Annotated in this window: 1 protein-coding gene; it reads left to right on the top strand. The window is 69.4% G+C overall.

What is annotated here, in order from left to right:
• Positions 1 to 91: 91 nt before the first annotated feature.
• On the top strand, positions 92 to 651 hold a 560-nt coding region (locus NVU01S_RS42035), incomplete at its 3' end, for an IS110 family transposase (RefSeq protein ID WP_444980762.1).

Raw genomic sequence — 651 nt, 5'->3', positions numbered from 1 at the left:
GTGAAGGTGGTGATCGGTATCGAGAACGGGAGGACCGTTGAGACTGTTCGTGGGAGATGACTGGGCCGAGGACCATCACGATGTGGAGGTGATGGACCGTGCCGGTCGTCGTCTGGCCAAGGCGCGTGTGCCCGAGGGCGTGGCCGGGATGGCGAGGTTGCATGCGATCGTCGGGGATCTGGTCGGCGACGACGCCGACGAGGCCGAGATCCTGGTCGGGATCGAGACCGACCGTGGCCCATGGGTCGCGGCGCTGGTCGCCGCCGGATACACGGTGCTGGCAGTAAACCCGTTGCAGGCGAGCCGGTTTCGTGACCGGCTCGGGGTCTCCGGGGCCAAGAGCGACGCGGGGGACGCGCATGTGCTGGCGGACATGGTCCGCACCCACGCCCACGAACTGCGACCGGTCGCGGGGGACTCCGCGCGCGCCGAGGCGATCAAGGTGGTGGCCCGCACCCACAAGACGATGATCTGGGAACGGACCCGCCACACCCAGCGGCTGCGCCACGCCCTGCGTGACTATTTCCCCGCCGCGCTGGTCGCCTTCGGCGACCTCGATGCCGCGGACACCCTGGAATTGCTGGCCAAGGCAGCCACCCCGGCCCAGGCCGCGCGGCTGACGATCGCTCAGATCAGCGCCGCGCTCAAACG

The sequence above is a fragment of the Nocardia vulneris genome (genome assembly GCF_001613425.1).
Classification (GTDB): Bacteria; Actinomycetota; Actinomycetes; order Mycobacteriales; family Mycobacteriaceae; genus Nocardia; species Nocardia vulneris.
The sequence above is the reverse complement of the archived record's forward strand: the minus strand, read 5'-3'. Positions and strand labels throughout refer to the sequence as shown.